The organism is Pseudomonas sp. S2_H01, assembly GCF_054668305.1.
In genome coordinates this window covers 4640188-4661225 of sequence record NZ_CP162756.1, presented here as the reverse complement: position 1 = coordinate 4661225, position 21038 = coordinate 4640188, and the positions used below count along the sequence as shown (strand labels likewise).

Genomic DNA, 21038 nt, shown 5'->3' with positions numbered 1-21038 from the left:
CCGCGCCAGGCCCACACGCCACGGCGCACGCTCGGCATCGAGGTCGAAAGGCTGATTCATGAAGCCATGGGCCAGTGCGGTGAAATCTTCATCGGGCGTAGCGCTCTGGCGCAGGTCGTGGCGAGCGATGCTGACGCTGCCAACCGACAGAGTGTGCTGCTGTGGAACCCCTGACTCGCCAGGAAGGAAGCAGGTGCGCAGGCTTTCATGCCGTGCGGATAGCGCATCGAAGCTGCGTTGCAAGGCGTCGATCTGCAACGCGCCACTGAGGCTCAGTACGCAGGGCAGGTTATACGCCGTGCTCTCCGGCTCCAGTTGTGCGAGGAACCACAGGCGCTGTTGCGCGAACGACTGCGGCGCAAACTCACCCTCGCGGCGCGGCAACAACACCGGCATCGCTGCCCGCTCTGCGCGTGTGTCGAGGTAATGCGCCAGGCTGGCCAACACCGGCGCCTCGAACAACGCACGCAACGGCAATTCGAGCTTGAGGTCGCGACGGATCTGCGCCACGAGTTGAATACCCAGCAGTGAATGCCCGCCCAGCTCGAAGAAGTTGTCTTGACGACCCACCTGCTTTAAGCCCAGCAGGTCTCGCCACAACGCGGCGAGTTCGCTTTCCACGCCTGCCTGTGGTGCTTCGAACGCACGTAGTTGCAGTTGTGGTTCCGGCAGCGCCTTGCGGTCCAGTTTGCCGTTGGCCGACAGCGGGAAGGCGTCCAGCGTCACCAGATGCGCCGGCACGATGTAATCCGGCAGGCGTTGTTTCAACTGGGTACGCAGCTGTTCTTCGTCGAAATCAGTGGCGACCAGATAACCCACCAGCTGCATGCCGGTGCTGAGTTCGCGAGCGATCACGACCGCTTCGCTGACCGCAGGGTGATCCAGCAGCGCCGATTCGATCTCGCCGATCTCCACGCGCAGGCCGCGCAGTTTGATCTGATGATCGAGACGGCCCAGGTATTCCACTGCGCCGTCAGCACGCCAGCGCGCCAGATCGCCGGTGCGATAAAGCCGCTCGCCGTTGCCGAACGGGCTGGCGACGAAGCGTTCTGCGGTCAGGCCCGGACGCTGGTGATAACCCCGCGCCAGGCCGACGCCGCCAATGTACAGCTCGCCGGGCACGCCGATGGGTTGCGGGTTCAGGCGGTTGTCGAGGATGTGGATCTGAAGATTGGCAATCGGGCGGCCGATGGGCACGGCGGCGCCCGGTTCATCGCGGCAGGTCCAGTGGGTGACATCGATGGCCGCTTCGGTTGGGCCGTACAGGTTGAACAGCGCAGCGTTTGGCAGGCGTTGCACAGTTTCTCTTGAGAGGTCCGCCGGCAAGGCTTCGCCGCTGCAGACGATGCGTTTCAGGGATGCGCAACCGGATAGATCGTCCTGCGCCATGAAAGCCGCCAGCATCGAAGGGACGAAGTGCAGCGTGGTGATCTTGTTGGTTTCGATCAGTGCCGTCAGCAAGGCAGGATCGCGATGATCGCCCGGTTGAGCCATGACCAGGCGAGCGCCGACCATCAGCGGCCAGAAGAACTCCCAGACCGAGACGTCGAAGCTGAACGGGGTCTTTTGGAGCACGACATCGGATACGTCGAGACTGTAAGCCTCTTGCATCCAGGCCAGCCGGTTGAACAGCGCGGCGTGGGTGTTGCCTGCGCCCTTCGGCTTCCCGGTCGAGCCCGAGGTGTAGATCATGTACGCCAGTTGCTCGGGATGAATCTCTACACCTGGCGCCGTGGTCGGCTGACCTACGAGGTCCAAATGATCCAGATTCAACACCTGCAAGCCGTCAATAACCGGCAGATCATCGATCACGGCGTCATGGCTCAGTAGCAGACCAATCCCGGCGTCTTCGAGCATGTAGCGCAGGCGATCAACCGGGTATTCCGGGTCCAGCGGCACATAGGCAGCGCCAGCTTTAACGACCGCATACAACGCCACGACCATCTCAACCGAACGCAACGCCGCCACACCCACCAACGACTCACGCCCCACGCCCTCCCCACGCAGACAGTGCGCCAGCTGGTTGGCCCGCTGATCGAGTTGCTGATACGTCAGCACCTCATCGCCACAACGCAAAGCTTCACGCTGAGGATGCAACTGCGCCAGACGTTCGAAATGACGATGCACAACAGATTCATCGGCAGACCAGTCGCGCGCCGTGTCATTGACCAACACCAGTTGCGCACGGTCCTGCCGATCCAGCAACTCAAAATCGCCAATCGCCGCGTCCGGCTGCTCCAGCAACTGCGCAAACAGCTGCACGAAACGCTCATGCATCCGCTCGACAGTCCCGTGATCAAACAGATCGGTCGCATAATTCCACGAGCCACCCAGCGCACCGTCGGCGTCCTCATGGGTGTTCAGCGCCAGGTCGAACTGGCAGCTGCCATCGTCCAGCGGCAGGACATCGGCGTGTAGCCCCGGCAACCCGGAAAGCGGTGCAAAGTCACGTTGCTGATGGTCGTACGCCACTTGGAACAGCGGGTTGTGGCTCAGGCTGCGCTGCGGTTGCAGGGCTTCGACCAGTTGCTCGAACGGCAGGTCCTGATTCGCCTGAGCACCAAGAGTGGCGGCCTTCGCCTGCGCCAGCACCTCGCGGTAAGACAGTTCAGCGCTGACGTTTGCGCGCAACACTTGCGTGCTGACAAAGAAACCGATCAGGCCTTCGACCTCCAGACGCGAACGCCCGGCAATCGGCACGCCGATGCGCAAGTCGTTCTGCCCGCTGAGGCGATGCAGTAACACCTGATACGCCGAGAGGATCGCCATGAACGGCGTCACGCCCTGCTGTTTGGCAAGCGCGCGCACGCGATGGCTGAACGCGGTATCCCAGTTGAACAGTACCCGGGCACCCTGATAGCGCTGCTGCGCCGGACGCGGACGGTCGGTCGGCAGTTCCATCACCGGGTGCTCGTCGCCCAGCTGTTGGCGCCAGTACTGCAACTGACGCTCACCCTCGCCCGCCTCCAGCCATTCGCGCTGCCAGGCCGCGAAGTCGGCGTATTGCACCGGCAGTTCCGCCAGGTGCGGCGCGCGGTTTTCCACGGCAGCGCGGTACAGCTCGCAAAATTCCTGCAACAGCACGCGCACCGACCAGCCGTCAGAAATCATGTGATGCAGGCACAACAACAGGCAGTGCTCGTCGGCGGCGACACGCACCAGCGCCAGACGCCAGAGCGGGCCTTGCGACAGGTTGAACGGCCGCTGGACGAAGTCCTGAGCCAGCGCGTCGAAGTCCACTTCGAGATCCGCGTCGGCGCGGATGTCCAGACGTTCGATGTGCACCGTACTGGCTGCATCGATCTGTTGCAGCGGCACACCGTCTCCCGCAACGAAACGCGTGCGCAGCACTTCATGACGCGCCGCCAACCCGTCGAACGCCGACTGCAACGCCGCGTCGTTCAGCTCACCGCGCAGACGCACCGCACCCGGCAGGTTGTAGGCGTGGCCACCCGGTTGCAGCTGGTCGAGGAACCACAGGCGTTGCTGGGCGAACGACTGCACGGTTTTCGTCGCGTGGCGTGCGGTGAGTGCAAGTTGCTTGGCGGGTTGCGCCAGCTGTGTGATGCGCTGGGCGAAATCAGCCAGACGCGGTGCGTCGAACAGCAGCCGCAGCGGCACGCTCACGTCCTGTTCGTGACGCAGTCGCGAGATCAGTTGCATCGCCAGCAGCGAGTGGCCGCCGAGTTCGAAGAAGTGATCGTTGCGCCCTACCGCCTCGATCCCCAGCAAGGGTTCCCACAAGGCGGCCAGTTGCTGCTCCAGTGCGTTTTGCGGTGCTTCATAGTCGCTGGAACTGACCTGCGGATCGGGCAGCGCGTTGCGGTCCAGTTTGCCGTTCGGCAGTTGCGGCAGGCGCTCCATGACGATGATGTGCGCCGGGATCATGTACTCCGGCAGGGTCACCTTGAGTTGCTGTTTGATGCGTTCCGCGTCGAGGTCATTGCCGCCAACGTAGCCCAAAAGACGTTTGCCATTCGCACCCTCACGGACGATGACCAAGGCTTCACGCACGCCCTCGCAGCTTTTCAGCGCTGCTTCGATCTCACCGGCCTCGATGCGGAAGCCGCGAATCTTGATCTGGTGGTCGATACGTCCCAGGTATTCCAGCAACCCTTCGCTGTTCAGCCGTACGCGGTCACCACTGCGATAGATCCGCTCACCGGCACGGAACGGGTGCGGCAGGAAACGCTCGGCGGTGGCGCCCGGACGGTCCAGGTAACCCCGTGCCACCGCGCCGCCCAGGTACAACTCGCCGGCAATGCCTTGGGGCAGTGGGTTCAGATCGGCATCCATCACATAGCCCTGACGGTCACCCACCAGATCACCAATCGGAGCGTAAGCCGTAGTGAAGTCAGCAGTTTCCGCGGACGCCAGCCACAGGGTCGGCGTGACCACGGTTTCCGTCGGGCCATAACCGTTGATGATCCACAGCGGCTGCAGATTGCGAATTACATCGTGCAGCATCTCTCGGCTGAACGCTTCACCGGCAAAGCAGTAGGTTTTCACCCCCGGCCCTTTGCCTTGCACACCGGCCCAGTCCGACAGCTGACGCAGGTAACTCGGCGGGAAGGATGCCACGGTGATGCCTTCACGAATCAGCGTGTCGTAGGTCTGCTCCACGCTCCACAGTTCCTGATCACGCAAAACAACGCGGGCGCCGTAACACATCGGCATCATCCAGCCCTCGTGGGCGCCGTCGAAGCTGATCGAGAGGAAGTGGAATTTGCGGTCCTCGGGTGTGAAGCCGTAACGCTCGCCGATGGTCTGGATGTGCATCGAGATATCGCCGTGGGCAATGGCCGCGCCTTTCGGTTTGCCGGTCGAACCCGAGGTGTAGATCAGGTACGCCAGTTGCTGAGGATGAATCACCACGTCCGGCGCGATTTCCGGCTCGCTGGAAACGTCCAGTTGATCCAGATTGAGCAGCGGCACGTCGCCGACGGGCACGCGGTCCAGCGCGGCATCGTGGGAGATCAGCAGCTTCACGCCGCCGTCTTCGAGCATGTAGCGCAGGCGTTCGGTCGGGTAATCCGGGTCCAGCGGGATGTACGCCCCGCCCGCTTTCAATACCGCCAAGAACGACAGCCACAGATCAATACCGCGTTCCATGGCAATCGCCACCCGCACTTCGGTGCCGATGCCGCGCGCCCGCAGGGCGTGGGCGAGCTGGTTGGCACGGCGGTCGAACTCGGCGAAGGTCAGGCGCTGCTCACCATGCACCAACGCGATGGCGTCAGGACGCAGCCGTGCGTGGTCGGCGATCAGTGCGTGGACAGGACGGTCGACGTAGGGCGAGAACGGCGGCTGGTTCCAGGCGTGCATGTCGCTGACGTCACGCTCGGTCATCATGGACAGCTCGCCAATGCTCCTTTCAGGGAAGCGGCAGAGGCCGTCCAGCAGTGTCTGGAAATGCCCGCACAGGCGGTCGATCTGTTCGGCACTGAACACGTTGCTGTGGTAGTTGACGTGAACATGGGCCTGTTCGCCGGCCACCACCGCCAGGCTCAGCGGGTAATGGGTCTTGTCGCTGAGTTCCACGGAACCCAGATTCACACCGCCTGCTTGTTTGTCCCGCAGCACGGCGTCCACCGGGTAGTTTTCGAACACCACCAGGCTGTCGAACAGGTCACGGCCGGCGTGCCCGGCGAAGCGCTGGGCTTCAAACAGCGGCGTGTGTTCGTGCTCGCGCAGTTCCAGGTTGTGCGCTTGCAGTTCATTGAGCCAGTCGCCGACCTTCTGCTGCGATTCCGGCGCCTGCACCAGCGGCAGGGTGTTGATGAACAGGCCCAGCATGCGTTCGATGCCTGGAACCTGCGCTGAACGGCCCGACACGGTAGTCCCGAACGCGACGCGCTGTTGCCCGGTGTAGCGTTGCAACAACAAGACCCAGACCGCTTGGATCAGCGTGTTGACGGTCACCCGCTGACGGCGCGCGGCGTTGTGCAGCAACTGACTGTCCAGGTCCATCGACGTGACCCTCACCTGCGTCGGCAGCGGTTCACCGTTGGCAGATATAGGCGCGGTGACGGCTGCCGCCATCAGCGTCGGTTGTTCGAAACCGGCCAGATGTTGCTGCCAGAACGTGGCGCTGTGCTGCGCGTCTCGGCTGAGCAGCCACTCAACGTAATCGCCGTAATGACCAGCAGGTGTCAGTGCGGCGTCGGACATTGCCGACTGAATCACTTCGCCCAGCACCGCCGCGCTGCTCCAGCCGTCGAGCAGGATGTGATGGAAGGTCCACACCAGCTTCCACAGCATTTCGCTTTGGCGCACCAGCAATACGCGCATCAGCGGCGCTTCGTGCAGCTGGAACGGGGTTTGACGCTCGGCGGCCAGCACCTCGCTCAGCGCCCGTTGATCGTCGCGCAGGTCCAGTTCGCGGACCATCAGCGCCGCGTCGCGACGAATCAATTGCACCGGTTGCTGACTGCCGGTCAGACGCAGGATGGAGGCACGCAGAATCGGATGACGCTGCACCGCCCCCGCCCAGGCCGACTTGAAGCGCGCCAGCGGCAGGTGCTCAATGTCCAGCGCCACCTGATTGATGTACAGGTCGCGCGCACCTTCAGTGCCTTGAGTCTCACCCAGTTCACTGTGGAACAACAGGCCCTGTTGCATCGGCGTCAGCGGATACAGGTGTTCGATGTCACGGGGAGCGACCGGCAATGCATCGAGTTGCGCCTGAGTCAGGTCCAGTGCCGGAAAGTCCGACGGCGTGACTGCCGAATGCGTGCGGCAGTGCTCAATCACCTCGTCCAGCGCCAGCGCATAGGCATCGAGCAGGCGCTGAACCGAGGCTGCGTCATGAGGTTCGCCGCTGTAGCTGCACGTTACGCGGAACTGTCCGCCGCGCACCTCAGCATCCAACGACAGCTCGCAGGCCAAAGGCGAGTCGGCGCCACGTTGAGCGCCGCTGCCTTCTTCGGCCAGCGTGAACAGGCCACTGTTGTTTTGCAGGCGGCCCGGTTGATGGCCGACACGGCCCATATAGTTGAAGAGCACGCAGCCTTCCAGCGACGGCAACGCTTCGCCGCGCAAATGACGCAGCAAGCCGTAACCCAGACCGCCATTGGGCACGGCGCGCAAGGTTTCCTTGGTGTTTTTGAGGGCAGCATCGAGGCTGTCCTGAGCCTGCAAGCTGACCGGATACAGGCTGGTAAACCAGCCCACGGTGCGGGACGGGTCAAGACCCTCGAACAGGTCCTCACGACCGTGACCCTCGAGCGCGATCAGCGCGCGGGATTCGCCACTCCACTGCGCAATCGCGCGGGTCAGTGCGGTCAGCAGCAGGTCATTGATCTGCGTGCGATACGCCGCTGGGGCTTCGCTGAGCAATGCCTGACTGCGGGCCGTGTCCAGTTGCAGATGGCGCTGTTGAACCGAAGCGTGCAAGGCCTTTCCATGAGGATGGGCAACCGGCAATGGCGGAGCACTCGGCAGGTTACGCCAGTACTCGGCCTCGGCCAGCAGCGCATCGCTGTAGGCGAAGTCCAGCAGGCGATGGGCCCAACGCTGGAACGGCAAGCCTTTCTCACCGAGGTCGATCGTCAGACCGGCCTGTGCCTGGGCGTACGCATTGTGCAGGTCTTCCAGCAGGATGCGCCACGAGACGCCGTCCACCACCAGGTGATGCACGACCAGCAACAGCCGCTCGCCTCCATCAGCCAATGTGAACTGCACGGCACGCAGCAACGGGCCGTCTTTCAGATCAAGGCTGGCCTGGGCTTCATTGCAGGCTGCTGCGAGGCCATTAGTGCTGACTTCACGCTGCCACAACAGACCGTCGGCAGCATGTGCCGGATGGACTTCACTGCGATAACGCTGCTGCCACTGGTCGTTGTCCTGCTGCACGAACGTCATGCGCAAGGCGTCGTGATGATTGACCAGCGCGTGCAGCGCCAGCGCCAGTGCCGGCGTTTCCAGTGCATCATTCGGCGTCAGCAACAGTGACTGGTTCCAGTGACTGCGACGGCGCATCGGTTGCTCGAAAAACCAATGTTGAATCGGCGTCAGCGGGATGTCGCGGTTGAGTTCGATGCGTGGCTGAGCAGAGGCTTCATTGCGGTCGAGCAGTTGGGCGACTTGCGCCAGTTCGGCGATGGTCTGGCGCTCGAACATCTGCCGAGGCGTCAGTTGAATGCCGCGCTTCTTCGCGCGCGAGACGATTTGCAGGCTGAGAATCGAATCGCCGCCCAGTTCAAAGAAATTGTCCTGACGGCCGATCTGTTTGACGCCCAACAACTCCTCCCACAGCTCGGCGAGTTCGCTTTCCACGCCTGCCTGTGGTGCTTCGAACGCACGTAGTTGCAGTTGTGGTTCCGGCAGCGCCTTGCGGTCCAGTTTGCCGTTGGCCGACAGCGGGAAGGCGTCCAGCGTCACCAGATGCGCCGGCACCATGTAATCCGGCAGGCGTTGTTTCAACTGGGTACGCAGCTGTTCTTCGTCGAAATCAGTGGCGACCAGATAACCCACCAGTTGCAGGCCGTTACTGAGTTGACGCGCGACGACGACGGCTTCGCTGATGGCCGGGTGATCCAGCAGCGCCGATTCGATCTCACCGATCTCCACGCGCAGGCCGCGCAGTTTGATCTGATGATCGAGACGGCCAAGGTATTCCACTGCGCCGTCGGCACGCCAGCGCGCCAAGTCGCCGGTGCGATAAAGCCGCTCGCCGTTGCCGAACGGGCTGGCGACGAAGCGTTCTGCGGTCAGGCCCGGACGCTGGTGATAACCCCGCGCCAGACCGGCGCCGCCGATGTACAGCTCGCCGGGTACGCCGATGGGTTGCGGGTTCAGGCAGCTGTCGAGGATGTGCACTTGCAGGTTGGCAATTGGGCGGCCGATGGGCACGGACGCGCCCGGTTCATCGCGGCAGGTCCAGTGGGTGACATCGATGGCCGCTTCGGTTGGGCCGTAGAGGTTGAACAGCGCAGCATTGGGCAGGCGTTGCAGGGTGTCTCGTGCCAGATCGGCTGGCAGTGCTTCGCCACTGCAGACGATGCGTTTCAGGGATGCGCAACCGGATAGATTGTCCTGCGCCATGAACGCGGCAAGCATGGAAGGCACGAAATGCAGCGTGGTGATCTGGTGCTGTTCGATCAACGCGGTGAGCAGCGCAGGATCCCGATGATCGCCCGGTTGGGCCATGACCAAGCGCGCGCCGACCATCAATGGCCAGAAGAACTCCCAGACGGAAACGTCGAAGCTGAACGGGGTCTTTTGCAGGACGGCGTCGGTCGCGTCGAGTACGTAGGCTTCCTGCATCCAGGCCAGCCGGTTGAACAGCGCGGCGTGGGTGTTGCCCGCGCCCTTCGGTTTTCCGGTCGAGCCCGAGGTGTAAATCATGTACGCCAGTTGCTCGGGATGAATCTCCACAACCGGGGCAGAAACAGGTTGGTCGTCTAGATCAAGCCGATCCAGATTCAAGACCTGCGACCCTTCAATAACCGGCAGATCATCGACCACGGCGTCATGGCTCAGCAGCAGACCGATTCCCGCGTCCTCGAGCATGTAACGCAGACGATCAGCCGGGTATTCCGGATCCAGCGGCACATACGCAGCGCCCGCCTTGACGACCGCATACAACGCCACGACCATCTCAACCGAACGCAACGCCGCCACACCGACCAACGACTCACGACCGACGCCGTGTTCGCGCAGGTAGTGCGCCAACTGGTTGGCACGCTGATCCAGTTGCTGATACGTCAGCACCTCATCGCCACAGCGCAATGCTTCACGCTGAGGATGCAACTGCGCCAGACGCTCGAAATGACGATGCACAACAGATTCATCGGCAGACCAGTCGCGCGCCGTGTCATTGACCAACGCCAGTTGCGCACGGTCCTGCCGATCCAGCAACTTAAAATCGCCAATGGCCGCGTCCGGCTGTTCCAGCAACTGCGCGAACAGCTGCACAAACCGTTGATGCAGGCGCTCGATACTTCCGTGATCGAACAGATCGGTGGCGTAGTTCCAGTTGCCCGCCAGTTCGCCCGCAGCGTTTTCCCAAGTGTGCAAGGCCAGGTCGAACTGGCTGCTTCCGCTGTCTAGCGGCATGAGCGTGGCGTTGAGGCCGGGCATCAATTGCAGGGCTTCGTCCTGACGCTGCTGGTGGTTGTACAGCACCTGAAACAGCGGGTTGTGGCTCAGGCTGCGCTGCGGCGCCAGCGCGTCGACCAACTGTTCGAACGGGAGGTCCTGATGGGCCTGGGCGCCTTGGGAAGCAAGGCGTACGTTGTCGATGATCTGGTTGAAACTGGCGCCGGTCGTGACCTCGCCGCGCAGGATCTGGGTGTTGACGAAGAAGCCGATCAAGCCTTCGGTTTCGGCGCGTTGACGCCCGGCAATCGGCACGCCGATGCGCAAGTCGTTCTGCCCGCTCAGGCGCTGCAACAACACTTGGTAGGCCGCCAGTATGACGGTGAACACGGTCACGCCACGTTGCTTCGCCAGCGCACGCATGCGATCGGACAAGGCCGCGTCAACACTGAACGGCAGGCGCGCACCCCGGAAGCTCTGACGCGCCGGACGTGGGCGGTCGGCAGGCAGTTCCAGCACAGGCGGCTCTTCGCCCAATTGCTCTTTCCAGTACGCCAGTTGGCGGTCACCCTCGCCCGCGTCCAGGCAGGCACGCTGCCACAGGGCAACGTCGGCATAGTTCAGCGGCAGTTCCGCAAGGGCCGAATCAGTGTTCTCCAGCGCCGCGCGGTAGGCCTGCACGAAGTCCAGCAACAGCACCTGGATGGACCAGCCGTCCGCGATGATGTGGTGCAGACAGACCAGCAATACATGCTCGTCATCAGCGCGCTTAACCAGCGCCACGCGCCACAGCGGACCCTGGGCCAGGTCGAATGGACGGCGCGCGAACGCATCGGCAAGGGTCTCCAACTGGCTTTCATCGTCCGCGTTCAACCGCTCGAACGGCAAGGCGTGCGGCGCCTGAATCACTTGCTCCGGCGTGCCGTCTTCGGCGGTGTCGAACACGGTACGCAGGCTGGCATGACGCTCGGCCACACGCTCGAACGCCGACTGCACGGCGGCGATGTCCAACGTGCCTTTCAGACGCAGCGCGCCCGGCAGGTGGTAGGTGCTGTTGCCCGGTTCCAGTTGTTCGAGAAACCACAGGCGCTGCTGGGAAAAGGACGTCGGGCTGCGCTCGCCCGCAACCCCGGACGGAATCGGCAGCGCCGACGCATCCAGCCCCTGCTCGCGCAACTTGCCCAGAAACACCCGCCGCTGTGTGGCGCCGAGGCTGAGGAAGCGGGTGGCCAGGGCCAGCAGCTTGCTATGCGAAGTCATGCTCGGTTGCGACATCAGTTGCTTTCCTCCAGCTCATTCATTAACTCGTCCAAGGCATCGAGCCGGTCGAGCGTCAGGGTCTGCCCCTGTAAGGTGTCGATCAGGGCGGCCTGTGCGGCAACAGTGGTGGCTTCGAAGGCCTGCGCCAGCGGAATGCTCACCCCCAGGCGCTCGCGAATGCGCGACAACAGCCGTGTCGCCAGCAGCGAGTGCCCACCCCGTTCAAAGAAGTTGTCGTCACGTCCAACCCGCTCGACCTTCAGCAGGCTCTGCCACAGTTCGGCAAGGATCTCTTCGCGCTCGCCTTGCGGCGCCTCAAAGGTCCTTTCCTGCACACTGAGCGCAGGCAACGCCTTGCGGTCGAGCTTGCCGTTGGCGTTGCGCGGCAGGCGCTCAAGCTGCACCACGTGGGCGGGCACCATGAACGCCGGCAGCGCTTGGGCCAGTGCGGTTTTGAGGACGTCGGCAGACAGTGTCTGCTGCGCCTCGGTGACCACGTACGCCACCAGTTGCGGACCGTGCGGGGTCGGTTGCGCACTGACCACGGCATCACGGACCGCAGGCTGAGCCAGGAGCAGGTTTTCGATTTCGCCCAATTCGATGCGCTGGCCACGGATCTTCACCTGGAAATCCGCACGGCCGACGTACTCCAGCGCACCGTCGGCGTTCCAGCGCGCCAGGTCACCACTGCGATACAGGCGCGCACCGGCTTCACCGAACGGGTCCGGCAGGAAGCGCTCGGCGGTCAATGTAGGCTGTGCGGCATATCCGCGACCTACGCCAACACCGCCGATGTACAGCTCGCCGACGACGCCCGGCGCCGCCAGTTGCAGGCTGGAATCCAGCACGTACAAACGGTTGTTGTCGGTCGGTCGGCCAATCGGCATGTTCGCCTTGGCGGCGGGGGCTGCGGTCAAGGTGTGCAGGGCCACGTCGTCGGCGCATTCGGCCGGGCCGTATGCGTTGACCAACGGCACGTTCGGGTATCGATTGAACCAACGTGTCGCCAGGTCCACGGTCAGCGCTTCACCGGTCGGCAGCAACCAGCGCAGGGCGTCTAGTTTGTGCGTGGATACCGCGAGCATGCCGTCGATCACGGCGGGCACGCACTCCAGCACGCTGACCTGATTCGCCACGACTTCCTCCAGCAGACGCTGCGGGTCGTGAACCACCGAGTCCGGCAGAATCTCCACTCGACCACCGAACAGCGGCGCCGTGAGGAACTGCCACACGGAGATGTCGAAACCGGTGGCGGCGGTCTGCGCGATCACGTCATCCTCGCCCAGACGCAGGTAGGGCAGCTTGGACATCTGGTTGTTGAGCATGCCGCGCTGGTTGACCATCACCCCTTTCGGCTCGCCCGTAGAACCCGACGTGTAGATCACATAGGCCAGTTGCTCGGCGCTGGCGTAACGCCCCGGATTACCCTCGGCGCCGCTGGCGACCAGGTCTTCCAGAATCAGCAGACGCGGCTTGACCTCGGTCAAAGCGAGAATCGCCTCGACCTGCGGCAGACAATCGCGGGGCGTGAGCAATACCGGGGCGGCGCTGCTCACCAGCATGCGCGCGCTGCGGCCTGCCGGATGACGATCGTCCAGGGCCAGATAGGCACCCCCGGCCTTGAACGCGCCGATGATCATGCTCAGCAGCGGCAAGCCGCGCGGCGCGAACAGCGCCACCACGTCGTCACCCTGCACGCCCGCGCCGATCAGGCCATGACCAATGCGATTGGCGTCGCGATTGAGTGCGTCGTAGGTCAGGCTCTGGCCCTGGCAGCGCGCCACTTCCAGGTTCGGATGCGCCTGCACGCGGGACTCGAAACGCTCCAGATAACTGATGCCGTACCAGTGTTTTTCCACCGGTCCCTGAGCCTGCTGCAGCAACTGTTCGCACTCGGCCTGTTCCAGCACCTGCAACTGGCTGAGGGTCTGTTGCGGGTTATCGATCAGTTGCGTCAGCAAGCGACGGAAATGCTCGACCAGCACGGTCATGTCGAGGTCCTCGAAGTGACGGGTGTCGTAGGTCAGCTGTAATTGCAGCGATTCGCCCGGCAGCAGCACCACGGTCAACGGGTAGTTGGTGTGGGTGCGGTTAGCCAGCGGTTTGATCCGGTAGTCGTTCACGGCCTGCTGAACCTCGGCGCCCAACGGAACGTTTTCAAAGACGAACAGGCTGTCGAACAGCGGCTGACCGCGCGGCGTGTCGGCCAGCAGTTGAATGTCCGCCAGCGACAGGTGTTCGTGCTGACGCATCTCGGCGTTCTGCGCTTGCAGCGCGTTGAGCAACTCCAGCGCAGAAGAGCCCACTCCCAGGCGCTTCAGACGCAACGGCAAGGTGTTGATGAACAGCCCCAGCGCGCCTTCGATGCCTTCGAGTTCGGTGGGACGACCCGCCACAGTGACGCCGAACACCACGTCGTCGCGGTCGGCATGGTGCATCAGCAACAAGGCCCAGGCGGCCTGCACGAAGGTGTTGGCGGTCAGGCGATATTGCCGCGCCTGGTCAGCCAGTCTGGCGGTCTGCTCGGTGCCCAGCGCCAGCGTGACGTCACGCATCTGCGGCTCGCCTTGCGGACTGTGGCGATACGGCAGCGGCGTGACGTCGGTGAAGCCGGCGAGCGCGTTGCGCCAGTAATCGCGGCTGACGGCTTCGTCCTGCTCGGCCAGCCAGGCGAGGAAATCACGATAAGGTCGCGCAGCCGGCAGACTGACATGGCGCCCGTCGAGGAACGCGCGGTAATGGGCGAAGAACTCGGTGAGCATCAGGCCACGGCACCAGGCATCGATCAGGGCGTGGTGATGGCTTTGCACGATGCGCAAATCCGCCTCGCCGAACTTGACCAGGCGAAGGCGCAGCAGCGGCGCGCGGGCGAAATCGAAGCCCTGTTCGCGCTCGGCGCTGAGCAGGGCCTCCAGCTCCGCTTCGGCAGCCTCGCGGGACAGGTGACTGAGGTCGATCAACTGCGCCGGGGACGGCACACGACGCATCACCACCTGACGCTGCACACCACTTTCCAGACCGTGGAAGGCCGTGCGCAAGGCTGGATGACGCTGCACCACGTGCTGCCAGGCGAACTTGAACGCCTCGAAATCGACGTCGCTGCCGACTTCGTACTGATCCTGCATCAGGTAAATGCCGTTGCCCTGCTCCAGCAGGCTGTGCAGCAGAATCCCCTGTTGCATGGGCGCCAGTGGCAGGATGTCTTCGATCTCCCGGGCCGGAATCGCCAAGGCATCCAGTTGCGCCTGACTGAGCCCGGCCAACGGGAAGTCCGATGGGGTCAGCCCGGCATGGCGTTCATCGCTGCAATGGTCGATCAGTTGCATCAGTTGCTCACGGTACAACGCCACCAGGTGCTCGATGCTGTCGCGGCTGAAACGCTCGCGACTGAAGGTCCAGCCCAGATGCAACTGACCGCCGCGCACCTGGCCGTCCACCGCCAACGCGTTGGCCAACGGCCCTTGCGGGTCACGCGGGTGGGCGGGTGTCACGCTCGACAGCGAGAACAGTGCGCCCTCACTGTCGTCGAAACGACCCAGATAGTTGAAGGTCAGGCCCTGCCCCACCAGCTCTGGCAGATCGGCGCCAGCCAGATGCTTGAGCACGCCATAGCCCAAGCCTTTTTCAGGCACGGCGCGTACCGCTTCTTTGACCGCTTTCAATGTGGCAATCGCATCGTCACCGGCTTCCAGCGCCAGCGGATACAGGCTGGTAAACCAACCGACGCTGCGACTCAAATCCAGCGCGCCGCTGGCGTCTTCGCGACCGTGGCCTTCGAGGCTGATCACGTGACGACGACGCCCGGTCCATTGATGCAGCGCCTGGGCCAGCGCCGCCAGCAGCAGATCGTCGATGCGGGTGCGGTAGGCCGCCGGGGCTTCACTGAGCAGGCGACGGGTGTGGGCCGCATTCAGCGTCAAGCCAACGGTTTCGCCGTCGCCGACCCGGCTTTGAATCGAAGCGTCACCCGGCAGGCAGGCATCGGCCGCGTGCAGCGCTTGCCAGTGCGGCAACTGGGCTTCCAGTTCAGGGCTTTGAGCCAAGGTGTGCAGAGACTCCGACCAGCGCTGCAAGCTCGCGGTCTTCTCCGCCAGCGTCACGCGCTGACCCGAGGCCAAGCGGCTGTAGGCGTGCTGCAGGTCCTCCAGCAGCACGCGCCACGACACGCCATCGACGGCCAGGTGATGGATCGTCAACAGCAGACGACCTTCTCCCGAGGGCAGGCGCGCATGAACCACGCGCAGCAACGGCCCGGTCTCGATGTTCAGGCTGCGCTGGGCTTCATCGCTTAGTGAAGCGAGGTCTTCTTCCCGGGTCAGTTCGCAGGTCCAGAGCACGCGCTCGGCGCTTTCGCTGTCGCGATAGCGCTGCAGCCACTGGCCGTCGTCGCCCTGATGGAAGCTCAGGCGCAGGCTGTCGTGTTGCGCCAACAGCAACGCGAGCGCTTGTTGCAGCACTGGGACGTCAAGGGCCTGAGGCAGGTCGAGCAGCAGCGACTGGTTCCAGTGCGAACGCTGAGCCATGGGTAAGGCGAAGAAGCGGGTTTGAATCGGTGTCAGGGCAAAATCGCGCGGCACCACAGCAGCCAAAACGGGCGCAGCGGCAGGCTTGGCCTCGGACAACACGGCGACTTGTGCCAATTCGGCGATGGTTTGTTTTTCGAACAGTTGCTTGGGTGTCAGGCGAATACCCTGACGACGGGCGCGCGCAATGATCTGCAAGCTGAGGATCGAGTCGCCGCCCAAGGTGAAGAAGTTATCGTGACGGCCTACCGCTTCCACGTTGAGGGCCTTTTCCCACAGGGCCGCCAACGTCGCTTCGACGCCTTCGTGCGGGGCCTCGAAGCTTTGTGAAACCACCTGCGGCGCCGGCAACGCGCTGTGATTGAGCTTGCCGTTGGCGGTCAGCGGGAACGCATCCAGCGTCAACACATGGCTCGGCACCATGTAGTCCGGCAGGCGCTCGCTAAGCTGCGCACGCAGGCTTTCGCCATCGATCTGCACCCCCTTGGCGATCAGGGCGTAGGCGATCAACTGGCCACGGTCGTCGACGCGGACATGGGCATCGCGCACGCCGTCGAGCTGACGCAGACGCTGGGCAATCTCGCCCAGCGCCACGCGATAGCCGCGCACCTTGACCTGATCGTCGGCACGGCCAAGGAACTGGATCTGCCCGTTGGCCAGCAAACGCGCACGGTCGCCGCTGCGGTACAGACGACGGCCTGTGCCGTTCGGATCCGGAATGAACACCGCAGCGGTCATGCCCGGACGGTCGTGATAACCACGGGCAAGACCCGGCCCGCCGATGTACAGCTCGCCAATGTCGCCCTGCACCACCGGTTCCAGCTGATCATTGAGAATCAGCGCCACGGCGTTGGGCAGCGGACGACCCACAGGCGCCGTTTCTGACGTCGTCTGTGCTTGCGTCAGCTCGTTGCTCAACGCGCCGACGGTGGTTTCGGTCGGACCGTAGTGGTTGATGACGCGGCAGCCCGGTTTCAGGCGCTTGACCTGCGAGACCAGCTCCCACGGCAAAGCATCACCGCCGAGAATCAACGCGTGTTCCGGCAACACGTCGGCGGCATTGGCAGCCTGCAACAGCCCGCTCAGGTGGGTCGGCACGATCTTCAAAACGCCCACGCTGTGCTCGGCCATGTAGGCCGCAAAGCGGTCGGCGTCGCTCGTGCGATCCGGGTTGATCAGGTGCAGCGTGCGCGCCGAGCACAGCGCGCCAAACAACACGGTGTGGCCCAGGTCAGCACCGACGGTGGAGACCATCGCCATGCTTGCATCCGGCGCAAGTTCAAGACGCTTGAGCAGGCCCTGAACATAATCGGCCAACGCGCCATGGCTGATCACCACGCCCTTTGGCGTGCCGCTGGTGCCCGAGGTGTAGATCAGGTACGCCGCTTGCTCGGGGTGCAGGCGCACGTTCAGCGCAGTTGAAGGCTGTGAGCGCCATGCCGCACCGTCATCCATGCCGATGACGTCGCCCTTGAAGTCGGCAGGCGCTGCGGCATCGCTGATCAGCCAGCGGGCGCCGCTGTCGGCAAGCACAAAGGCCTGACGCTCTGCCGGCCATTTCGGGTCCAGCGGCACGTAGGCCGCGCCGGTCTTGAGAATCGCCAGCAGGCCGACGACAAATTCCACCGAGCGCTCCAGCACCAGGCCCACACGGCTTTCAGCGCCCAAGCCGAGTTGGCGCAGGTGCTGGGCCAGACGGTTGGCCTGGGCGTCGACGGAGGCGAAATTCTCTCGCTGTTGTTCGCCCTGCAACGCCAGACGATCAGGGTGCGCGTTGACGCTGACGTCCCAGAGGGTCAGCACGTCGGTGGCCGGGAACGCGATCGTTTCGGCATCGAGGCGCGATGGCACAGCCGATAGCTGCAGCTCGTTCAAGCGGGTGTGCGGCTGCGCGACCGCTTGCGCGCAGATACGCAGCAGGTCAGCGGCAAGGCCGGCGATGCGCGCCTCGTCGAACAGGTCACAGGCGTAAGTGAACACGGCCTGAATGCCATCGACGCTGTCAGTGATGTCCAGCCCCAGATCGAAGTGCGCGGCGTAGTCATCCAGCTGATTGACGTCCATGCGCAGGCCGCCGGTTTCCACGTTCTGCGGCAGCGGGAACTGCTGGGTGAATTTCACCTGACACAGCGGGTTGTGGCTGAGGTTGCGCGACGCGCCCAACGCCTCGACCAGTTGCTCGAACGGCAGGTCCTGGTGGTTCTGCGCACCCAGCGCCGTGTGCTTGACCGCCTCGATCAGTGCGCTGAACGATTGCTGCGGCGACACCTCCGTGCGCAGCACCAGGGTGTTGACGAACAGACCGATCAGGCCTTCGGCCTCGGTGCAGGTACGCCCGGCCACCGGCACACCGACACGCAGGTCGGTCTGGCTGCTGTAGCGCTGCAACAGGGTTTTGTAGGCGGCGAGCATGACCATGAACAGCGTGGCGCCGTGGCTCGCAGCCAGTTCGCGCAGGCCTTGGCTCATGCGGCTGTCGAAGGCGATGGCATAGCGCGCGCCGCGATGGCTTTGCTGGACCGGGCGCGGACGATCGGCTGGCAGCGTCAACACCGGCTGCGTGTCGCCGAGGCGTTCGCGCCAGTAAGCAAGCTGACGCTCACCTTCGCCCCCGGCCAGTCTCTGGCGCTGCCAGGCGGCGAAGTCAGCGTACTGGATCGGCAACGGCGCAAGCGCCGGCGTCAGCCCTTGAGCGTGAGCGCTATAAAGCGCGGCAAAGTCCTTGAGGATGACTTGCACCGACCAGCCGTCCGCGATGATGTGGTGCAACACCAGCACCAGTTGCTGCTGGTTCGGTGACAGCCGCACGTTGAGCACGCGCCACAGCGGCCCGGTCTGCAGGTCCATCGGTTGCTCGACGGCGGCCTTGGCCAGCTCGCCCAATGCGTCCAGCGGTTGCGCGTGCAGGCTGAGGTCGTGCTGCTCGATGACCACCGGCTGCGCGGCGTGAATGCGTTGCACCAGCGAGTCGTCCGTGTCGATGGCGAAGGTGGTGCGCAGGCTTTCATGACGCACCGCCAGGTCATCAAAACTGCGCTGCAGCGCGAGGTCATCTATGGCGCCGCTAAGGCTCAGTTGACCGCACAGGTGATAGGCACTGCTGTCAGGTTCCAGCTGGGCGAGGAACCACAAGCGCTGCTGCGCGAAAGATTGCTCCGGTGGCGTCTCGCGGGAAATACGCGCCACGGATGCGGGCGCCTGGCCTCTGCGAGTCTGGCGAGCGACGTGAGCGCTGAAGGCCCCCAGCGTCGGGTGTTCGAAAAGATGCGCAGGCTCAAGGGTGAGGCCTAGCACGTTGTTCAGGCGCGACAACACCTGAACCACGCCGACCGAATCGCCGCCACGGGCAAAGAAATGGTCGTGTGCGGCGAGGTCCTGTTTGCCGAGCACTTCAGCCCAGGCGGCAACGACTTCCGGCAATAAAGACGAAGCTTCGGCGGCGCTTGCTTCGTCATTGCGCTGAGTGTCGAGCAGACGACCGTCCTGCCAGATGGCGAAGCTGTCGAGACTGCCGTTCTGCCAGCCGACGCGGCAGGCCGAACGCTGCAGTTTGCCGCTGGTGGTGCGCGGCAAGGCGCCCGGTTCCAGCAATACGATGACCTTCGGCGCCACCAGGAACAGCGCCGACACCGCGTCGCGGACGGCTTCGCAGATCATCTGCGGCTTCATCAGGCGGCGCACATTGCGGCTGATTTCCAGCGCCAGGCCGACGCCTTCGGCGCCCTGCTCGTCGATGACCGGAAAGGCCGCAATACGACCGCGACGCAGCAGCTCCACGCTTTTCTCCAGCGCCTGTTCGATGTCCTGCGGGTAAAGGTTCTGGCCATTGAGAATGATCAGGTCCTTGAGGCGACCGGTGATGAACAGCTCACCTTCGCTGGCAATCCCCAGGTCGCCGCTGCGCAACCAGCGCTTGCCGTCTTGGTCGACGAAGGTGTGCGCGGTGGCTTCCGGGTTCTGCCAGTAGCCTTGGGCGACGCTCGCCCCGGCGATCCAGATTTCCCCCACTTGCCCTGAGTGCAGCACTCGCTGACTCGCAGGGTCGACAATGCGCAGGTCGTGGTCGTCGCGGCACCAGCCACAGCCCGGCAGGCGACTGGTGGAATTCTGGTTGGCGAACAACGCTTCGCCGCCCTCGCCCGCAGCCAATTGACTGCCATCAAAGCGCTTGATGCCGAACGGCACCTCACGGTGGGCGGCGCTGACAAACAGGGTGGCTTCGGCCAGACCGTAGCTTGGGGTCAGCGCACGGCGGTCAAAACCGGCGGGGGCAAAATGCTCGCTGAACGCATCCAGGGTTGCGATGCGAATCGGCTCGGAACCGGAAAACGCCAGGCTCCAGTTGTCCAGTTTGAGGTGCTTCACGGCGCTGGGCTTGATCCGCTCAACGCACAGGCGATAAGCGAAATCCGGCCCACCGGAGAATGTGCCGTTGTATTGACTCATCACCTCGAGCCAGCGCGCCGGACGGCCGAGAAAATAATTCGGCGACATCAGGTTCAGCGTGCCGCCGTAGTAAAGCGGTAGCAGCAGACCGCACATCAGGCCCATGTCGTGGTAAAGCGGCAGCCAGCTGACCCAGCTTTCGGCCGACGCGTCGGTGACGAAGTGGCGCGCCATCGCCACCTCGTTGGCCATCAGGTTGTCGTGGGAGACCATTACGCCTTTCGGTGCGCTGGTTGAGCCCGAGGTGTATTGCAGGAACGCCAGCGACGAGGTATCGATCAGTGAGGGCTGGAACGAGTCCTGCCAGTCATGTACGTCTTCGATGGCGACAAAGCGCCCGCCCGCCGGCATGAACGGTTGCAGCAGGTGCTGGAATTTATCCAGGTCCTCACGACGGCCCAGCACCACGCCGGGCGCGGCGTCCTGAAGAATGCCGGTCAGTCGGTCCAGGTGGGTTTGCCGGTTGTATTCCGGGGCGAACGCCGGCACTGCGATGACCCTGGCGTACAGGCAGCCAAGAAACGCCGCGGCGTAATCGGCGCCGGTCGGCAGCATGAGGACGCAACGTTCAGCGCCCTGCGGACCGAGGTGATGCTGCAACACACCCGCGATCGAGCGCGCGTGCAGATCCAGCTGCGCGTAGGTGGTCAGCTGCGGTTCCTGGTCTTCGTGCTGGATGTGTCGAAGGGCAATCCGGTCCGGCTGGCTCTGCGCATAGTGGCCCACCAGTTCGGGAAAATGCGCGGCCTGATCTCGTATGGATTTCAT

General features: G+C 63.8%; 2 protein-coding genes (1 of these 2 running past the window's edge). Both read right to left on the bottom strand.

The genetic code is table 11. From position 1 onward, the window contains the following. Positions 1-11316, bottom strand: the 5' portion of a protein-coding gene (locus tag AB4N84_RS20810) for a non-ribosomal peptide synthase/polyketide synthase (RefSeq protein WP_460042944.1). 4875 nt of this gene lie to the left of the window's left edge; the window shows 11316 of its 16191 coding nt (coding positions 1-11316); its start codon is at positions 11314-11316; its stop codon lies beyond the left edge, outside the window. Then, positions 11316-21038 (bottom strand): amino acid adenylation domain-containing protein, encoded by a 9723-nt coding sequence (locus tag AB4N84_RS20805; protein WP_460042943.1) that lies wholly within the window; start codon positions 21036-21038, stop codon positions 11316-11318. Before AB4N84_RS20805 ends, AB4N84_RS20810 begins: the two co-directional genes overlap by 1 nt.

Coding starts and splice junctions, on each gene's coding strand:
- AB4N84_RS20805 (WP_460042943.1), bottom strand. CDS start 21,038: ATGAAATCCATACGAGATCAGGCCGCGCATTTTCCCGAACTGGTGGGC.